This is a genomic window from Myxococcus xanthus (assembly GCF_013116825.1).
GTDB classification, from domain to species: Bacteria; Myxococcota; Myxococcia; order Myxococcales; family Myxococcaceae; genus Myxococcus; species Myxococcus xanthus_B.
The window spans coordinates 39,392-45,391 of record NZ_JABFNS010000072.1 but is presented as its reverse complement, the minus strand read 5'-3'; the positions used below and the strand labels follow the sequence as shown (position 1 = coordinate 45,391).

The 6,000-nt window shown below is 69.0% G+C and carries 5 protein-coding genes; all 5 read left to right on the top strand.

What is annotated here, in order from left to right; translation table 11 throughout:
* Nucleotides 1-107 precede the first annotated feature (107 nt).
* The 5 genes from infB (at nt 108) to rpsO (ending at nt 5,714) form a co-directional block, all read left to right on the top strand.
* On the top strand, nt 108-3,275 hold the full coding sequence (gene infB, locus HNV26_RS21395) for a translation initiation factor IF-2 (protein ID WP_171452858.1): 3,168 nt from the start codon (nt 108-110) through the stop codon (nt 3,273-3,275).
* 117 nt (nt 3,276-3,392) lie between these two features.
* Nucleotides 3,393-4,001 carry a DUF503 domain-containing protein gene (locus HNV26_RS21390; protein ID WP_171439879.1) on the top strand — a complete coding sequence of 203 codons (609 nt, stop codon included), beginning with the start codon at nt 3,393-3,395 and terminating at the stop codon, nt 3,999-4,001.
* Nucleotides 3,998-4,357, top strand: coding sequence for a 30S ribosome-binding factor RbfA (gene rbfA, locus HNV26_RS21385; RefSeq protein ID WP_171439880.1), 360 nt, complete (start codon nt 3,998-4,000; stop codon nt 4,355-4,357). The genes HNV26_RS21390 and rbfA overlap by 4 nt, the downstream gene beginning before the upstream one ends.
* 32 nt (nt 4,358-4,389) lie before the next feature.
* Nucleotides 4,390-5,259: a tRNA pseudouridine(55) synthase TruB gene (truB, locus tag HNV26_RS21380; protein WP_171439881.1), complete on the top strand. Its 870-nt coding sequence runs from the start codon at nt 4,390-4,392 to the stop codon at nt 5,257-5,259.
* A gap of 185 nt (nt 5,260-5,444) precedes the next feature.
* Complete coding sequence (rpsO, locus tag HNV26_RS21375) at nt 5,445-5,714, top strand: 30S ribosomal protein S15 (protein WP_011552156.1); 270 nt, start codon at nt 5,445-5,447, stop codon at nt 5,712-5,714.
* Nucleotides 5,715-6,000: the final 286 nt, after the last annotated feature.

Here is a 6,000-nt window from a genome sequence, read left to right as displayed (position 1 = left end):
GGGGTGCGGGGGGGAGTGGGTGTTAGTCGCCACTCGCACACATTTTCGGGTTTGGACTAGGGTGCTGCGCCCCGGAGTCGGCGGAGCAGAAGGCCATCAAGGGCAATATGTCGAAGAAGCGCGTCCACGAAATCGCCAAGGAACTCAAGAGCCACGGGATTGAGCTCGACAACAAGGAGGTCGTCACCGAGCTGTCGAGCCTCGGTTACGACGTCAAGAGCCACTCGTCGTCTCTCGATGACGACCAGGCGACCGCTGCCGTCCAGAAGATTCTGGACAAGCGCAAGCCGAAGCAGGCCACGCCGCCCGTGACGGCGAAGGGCTTCGTCGTGCGCCGCAAGGTGGGTCCGCCCGCCGGTGCGACCGCGGACAGTGGGGTCGAGGCTTCACAGGCCGCCGAGCCCGCCTATGAGCCGCCGCCGTCGGCGCCCGAGTTCGCCGCCGAGGAGCCGGTGCAGGCGCCTCCGCCTGTCGAGGCGCCCCGCGCGGCCGCCGAGCCGCCGAGCGTCCCGGAGCCCCAGCGCGTCGAGGCCCCGGTCGCCGCCGCCCCGGAGCCCACGGCTCCGGCTGCAGTCACGTCTATGCCCCCCGCGCAGGTCGCCGAGGCCCCTCAGGCCCCGGTGGAGGCTCCTCGCGCTGCCGTGCCGGCTCCCGCCGCCGCGCAGCCTCGTCCCTCTGTTCAGGAGAGCACCACCTTGCCCCAACCCCCCCCACGCTCACCGGTACCGCCGGCAGTCCGGACGCCTTCGAGCACTTCTTCGTCCGCGACCGTCGTCTCCCGGGGCCCTGCGCCTGGCTACCAGCAGCGTGGTGGGCCCGGTGGTGGTCGCCCCGGTGGTCCGGGTGGCCCGGGTGGTCGTCCCGGTGGTCCGGGCGGCCCGGGTGGTCGTCCCGGTGGTCCGGGTGGTCCGGGTGGCCCGGGTGGTCGTCCCGGTGGTCCGGGCGGCCCGGGTGGTCGTCCCGGTGGTCCGGGTGGGCGTCCGTCCTACCAGGGACCGGGCTCGTATCAGGGAGCCGGCCGTCCCGGTCAGGGACCGGTGCGTCCGACCTCGGCGCCCGGCACGGGGGTGCAGGCCTCGGCCTCTGCCTCTCCGACGCCGCAGGGCCCCACCATCATGGTCGGCGGCGTGCCGCACGCCCAGGTGTCGCCCACGGGCTCGGCCCGTCCCACGGCGACTCAGGCCGTCGTCATCTCGCGCCCGCTCATCCAGGTGCGCCGCGTGACGCCCACGGCCGGTCAGGCCAAGCAGTACCCCATGGCGCCGGGCCGCACGGGCATCCCCGAGCGGCGTGAGTACAAGGTGGTCCCGGACCACCTGGGCCGTGGCCGCGAGCTGGTGGACGTCTCCAAGAACAAGGAGCGTGGCCAGCGCAAGCGCACCAGCGGTGATACGCAGAGCGTGTCCAAGCAGGAACTGACGGACATGGTCTGGGGCCGCGTCACCATCCCCATCCGTGGCAAGAAGCGCAAGCCCACGAAGAAGGGCGCCAAGACGCAGATCACCCAGATGGCCGAGGAGAAGAAGGTCATCAAGCTGCAGGAGGGCATCTCCGTGTCCGACCTGGGCCAGCGCATGGGTGTGCGCAGCGCCGAGCTCATCAAGAAGCTGATGGGCCTGGGGAAGATGGCCACCGCGAACCAGCTGGTGGACGCGGACACGGCGGAGATGATCGCCGGCGACTACGGCTGGAAGATCGACCGCGTGGGCTTCGAGGTGGAGGACTACCTGCCCGAGGTGGAGGCCCGTCCCGAGGACGAGCGTCCCCGTCCGCCGGTCGTCGCCATCATGGGCCACGTCGACCACGGCAAGACGAGCCTCCTGGACGCCATCCGGAAGGCCAGCGTCGCGCAGGGCGAGGCGGGTGGCATCACCCAGCACATCGGCGCCTACAGCATCAGCACCGCGCGCGGTGACGTGACGTTCCTCGACACGCCGGGCCACGAGGCCTTCACGTCCATGCGCGCCCGCGGCGCCGATGTGACGGACATCGTGGTGCTGGTGGTGGCCTCGGACGACGGCGTGATGCCTCAGACGGTGGAGGCCATCAAGCACGCGAAGGCGGCGGAGGTGCCCATCGTCGTCGCCATCAACAAGATGGACCTGCCGACCGCGAACCTGGACCGCGTGAAGAAGGACCTGGCCACCCACGAGCTCGTGCCGGAAGAGTGGGGCGGGGAGACCATCATGGTGCCCGTCTCCGCGAAGACGAAGGAGAACCTGGAGCTCCTGCTGGAGAACCTGGCCCTCCAGGCCGAGGTGCTCGAGCTGACCTCCAACCCGAGCCGTCCGTCGGTGGGCGCCATCATCGAGGCCAAGCTGGACCGCGGCCGTGGCCCCGTCGCCACGGTGCTGGTGCAGGAGGGCACGCTGAAGCTGGGTGACGCCGTCGTCACCGGCTCGCACTACGGCCGCGTCCGCGCGATGACGAACAGCCGCGGCGAGCAGGTGAAGGAAGTGAAGCCGGGCTACTGCGCCGAGGTCGTCGGTCTGTCCGGCGTGCCGGGCGCGGGTGACGCCATCAACGTGGTGGCGGACGAGAAGGCGGCCAAGCAGATCGCCGAGCACCGCAACATGAAGGAGCGGCAGACCGAGCTGTCCAAGGTCAGCCGCGAGTCCCTGGAGCAGCTGTTCGCCAAGACGAAGGCGGGCGGCGGCCCCAAGGAGCTGCGCGTCGTCATCAAGGCGGACGTGCAGGGCTCGGCCGAGGCCGTCAAGCAGGCCGTCCAGAAGCTCTCCACCCACAAGGTCAAGGTGGAGGTGGTCCACTCTGGTGTGGGCGCCATCACCGAGGGCGACGTGATGCGGGCGGCGGCCTCCAAGGGCGTCGTGCTGGGCTTCAACGTCAACCCGGAGTCCGGAGCGGAGGCCGCGGCCAAGGCTCAGGAAGTGGTGCTCAAGAGCTACTCCATCATCTACGAGCTCATCGACGGGGTTCGTACGGAGATGGAGGGCCTGCTGGAGCCCATCCGCACCGAGCGCAAGCTGGGCCGTGCGGAGGTGCGCAACACCTTCAACGTGCCGCGTCTGGGCACCATCGCCGGTGCGGCGGTGCTGGATGGCGTCATGAAGCGCGGCGCCTTCGTCCGCCTCATGCGTGAGAACAAGCAGCTGTTCTCCGGGAAGATGGCGTCGCTGCGGCGCTTCAAGGACGACGTCAAGGAAGTCGCTCAGGGCTTCGAGTGCGGTATCGGCATCGAGAGCTTCAACGACCTCAAGCCCGGTGACATCATCGAGGCGTACGAGATCGAAGAGACTCGGCAGAGCCTCACCTAGTTGCAGGAGAGCCCCGGCGCCTCCCTGAAACCCTGGGAAGACCCCATCTTCCCAGGGTGCTGATGCCCGGGTTGCCACCGCCTTCGGGCGTGGCCACCCGTGGCAAGGGGGACATTCATGTTCGTAGGTGTCGCACGCCTCACCCTGCAGATTCCGGACAGTGGCTCGCTGAAGTCCAAGCGGCAGGTGCTCCGCCGGGTGACGGACCGGCTCAAGGCCCGCTTCAACGTGGCGGTGGCCGAGGTCGAGGACCAGGATCTCTGGCAGAAGGCGTCACTGGCGCTCGCGGTGGTGGGCAACGAGCGACGCCACGTGGACGAGCAGCTGGAGAAAATCATCCACTCCGTCGAGGAGATGTACGTCGCCCCGCTGGTGTCGCGGGAGACGGAAATCCTCGGCTTCGGGGACCAGCTCTTCGCGAGCGGCCAGACGGCCTCGCGAGGTTCCTTCTCGGCGCAGGCCGTGGATGAGGACGCGGAGGAGTTGGACCTTTCCCCAGAGCAGGCGGCGGCGCATTCGGAGGCTGCCATTGCCCGCTTCCTGCGCGGCGAGCGCGGCTCGCTCGCGGAGGCGGAGGGGTTGGGAGAGTGGGAAAGCCGCCATGAAGGTGGCATGGATGGCGGCACGGGCCGCCCGTCTCCGTCGAGCGGTGGACGGATGACGTTTGACGAGGCACGGGCTCGGGCCCGTTCCCTGCGCAACCCGCGAGACTGGGAGAAGAAATGACGACGCATTCCCGACCGGAGCGCGTGGGGCAGGAAATCCAGGCGGCCATCGGTGACTTGCTCACCCGGGGCATGCTGAGGGACCCGCGCATCGGCTACATCACGATTACAGGCGTGAAGGTCTCCCCGGACCTTCGCGTGGCCCGTGTCTTCTATTCGATGATGGGCAGCGAGCAGGAGCGGGCGGACACGCAGAAGGGCCTGGAAGCCGCCAAGGGCTTCGTGCGCCGCGAGGTGACGTCCGCCGTCAACCTGCGCGTGTCGCCGGAAATCTACTTCTCCTTCGACGAATCGGTGGGCGAAGGTGACAAGATTGACCGGCTGCTGCGCGAAGTCCGCAACAAGGAAGGCTGGTAGGTCCAGCTCCGGGCCTCCACGATTGGCGTGCCATGGACGGCGTCCTCGTCATTGACAAGCCCACCGGTCCCACGTCGTTCGACGTGGTCCGCCAGGTGCGTTCGCTGCTTCGCCTGAAGAAGGTGGGCCACACGGGGACGCTGGACCCGCTGGCCACTGGAGTGCTGCCGCTCTGCCTGGGGGAAGCCACCAAGGTCGCGGGCTTCATCACCGAGGGCGACAAGGCCTACGACGCCACGGTGCGTCTGGGGTCGGAGACGGACACCCTGGACGCCGAAGGGCAGGTGACGGCGCAGGCGCCTGTACCTGCCCTGACGCCCGCGCTGATTGAAGCCGCGTTGGCGCGCTTCCGGGGCACTTTCGACCAGGTTCCCCCCATGTATTCGGCCGTCAAGGTGGGCGGGAAGCGGCTCTACGAGCTGGCCCGGGCGGGCGAGGAAGTGGAGCGCGCCGCCCGCCAGGTGACGGTGTATGAGCTGGTGCTGCGGGACTTCTCCGCCGAGCGCCTGCAGCTGTCGGTGCGCTGCTCCAAGGGCTTCTTCGTGCGCACCCTGGCCCAGGACGTGGGCCGGGCGCTGGGTTGTGGCGCCCACCTGGAGGCGCTGCGGCGTACCGCCAGTGGCCCCTTCACCCTGGCGCAGGCGCTGCCGCTGGCGGACGTGCCGGAGCTGCTGAAGGAGGGCGCCCTGGCCAGCCGGCTGATGACCATGTCGCATGCGCTGGTGGAGCTGCCGGAGGTCCGGGTGGGCGCCGCCGACGCGAAGCGCGTCTCCCACGGTGTCCCGGTGGAGGTCCCCGCCGGGAAGGTGGGGCGGGTGCGCGTCATGGGGCCGGACGACGCGCTGCTGGCGGTGGCCGAAGTGGCCGGTGGCCGCCTGCGCTATCTGCGCGTCCTGGTGTAAGTCCGGGATTTTTCGTGGGATTGTGGCTGTACGTCTTCTCACGGGCAGGCGTCGAAGGTTGACCCCACGGGGGGTGAAGCTTATAAGCCCCCCGCTCGTCAGAAGGATGCACCCGGTCTGTACCCCTCCGCGGACCGTGGTGACGCGAGCAGCAACCTCCACCGGAGCGGGCAAGGAAGAGTCTCATGTCGCTGCACCAGGAGCGTAAGTCGGAGCTGGTGTCGAAGTTCCGGACCCACGAGTCGGACACGGGTTCCCCCGAGGTCCAGGTGGCGCTGCTGTCCGAGCGCATCACCATGCTCACCGAGCACTTCAAGACGCACAAGAAGGACCACCACTCCCGCCGCGGTCTGCTGAAGCTGGTCGGTCAGCGCCGCCGCCTGCTGGACTACCTGAAGTCCAAGGACGTCGCGCGGTACAAGAAGCTCATCGACGGCCTCGGCATCCGCAAGTAGGCAGTTGAGCAGGGCCCGGGGCGCTGGCGGAAACCAGCGCCCCGCGCGTTTAGGACATAGGCCGTAGTGCAGTGACGTGAAGCAGTCGAAGCGCGGTGGGTGGAGGCGGGCAAGGGAGTGGTGGCTGCGGAGGTTTTGGTTTCCGTTCGGATGGGCTGACCGCGGTCGGCCCCTGCGACCAGGGATCAAAAGTTCCGAGACATCCCTCCGGCGCTCCGCAAGCGCCCTCCGCAGTACATGCTGGCGGTTGCCTCAACTGGCGCCTGTTCCAGGCCCTGGTGACCGC

Excerpts from the sequence above, each read along its gene's own strand:
- infB (WP_171452858.1), top strand. The coding sequence starts at position 108 with ATGTCGAAGAAGCGCGTCCACGAAATCGCCAAGGAACTCAAGAGCCAC.
- HNV26_RS21390 (WP_171439879.1), top strand. The coding sequence starts at position 3,393 with ATGTTCGTAGGTGTCGCACGCCTCACCCTGCAGATTCCGGACAGTGGC.
- rbfA (WP_171439880.1), top strand. The coding sequence starts at position 3,998 with ATGACGACGCATTCCCGACCGGAGCGCGTGGGGCAGGAAATCCAGGCG.
- truB (WP_171439881.1), top strand. The coding sequence starts at position 4,390 with ATGGACGGCGTCCTCGTCATTGACAAGCCCACCGGTCCCACGTCGTTC.
- rpsO (WP_011552156.1), top strand. The coding sequence starts at position 5,445 with ATGTCGCTGCACCAGGAGCGTAAGTCGGAGCTGGTGTCGAAGTTCCGG.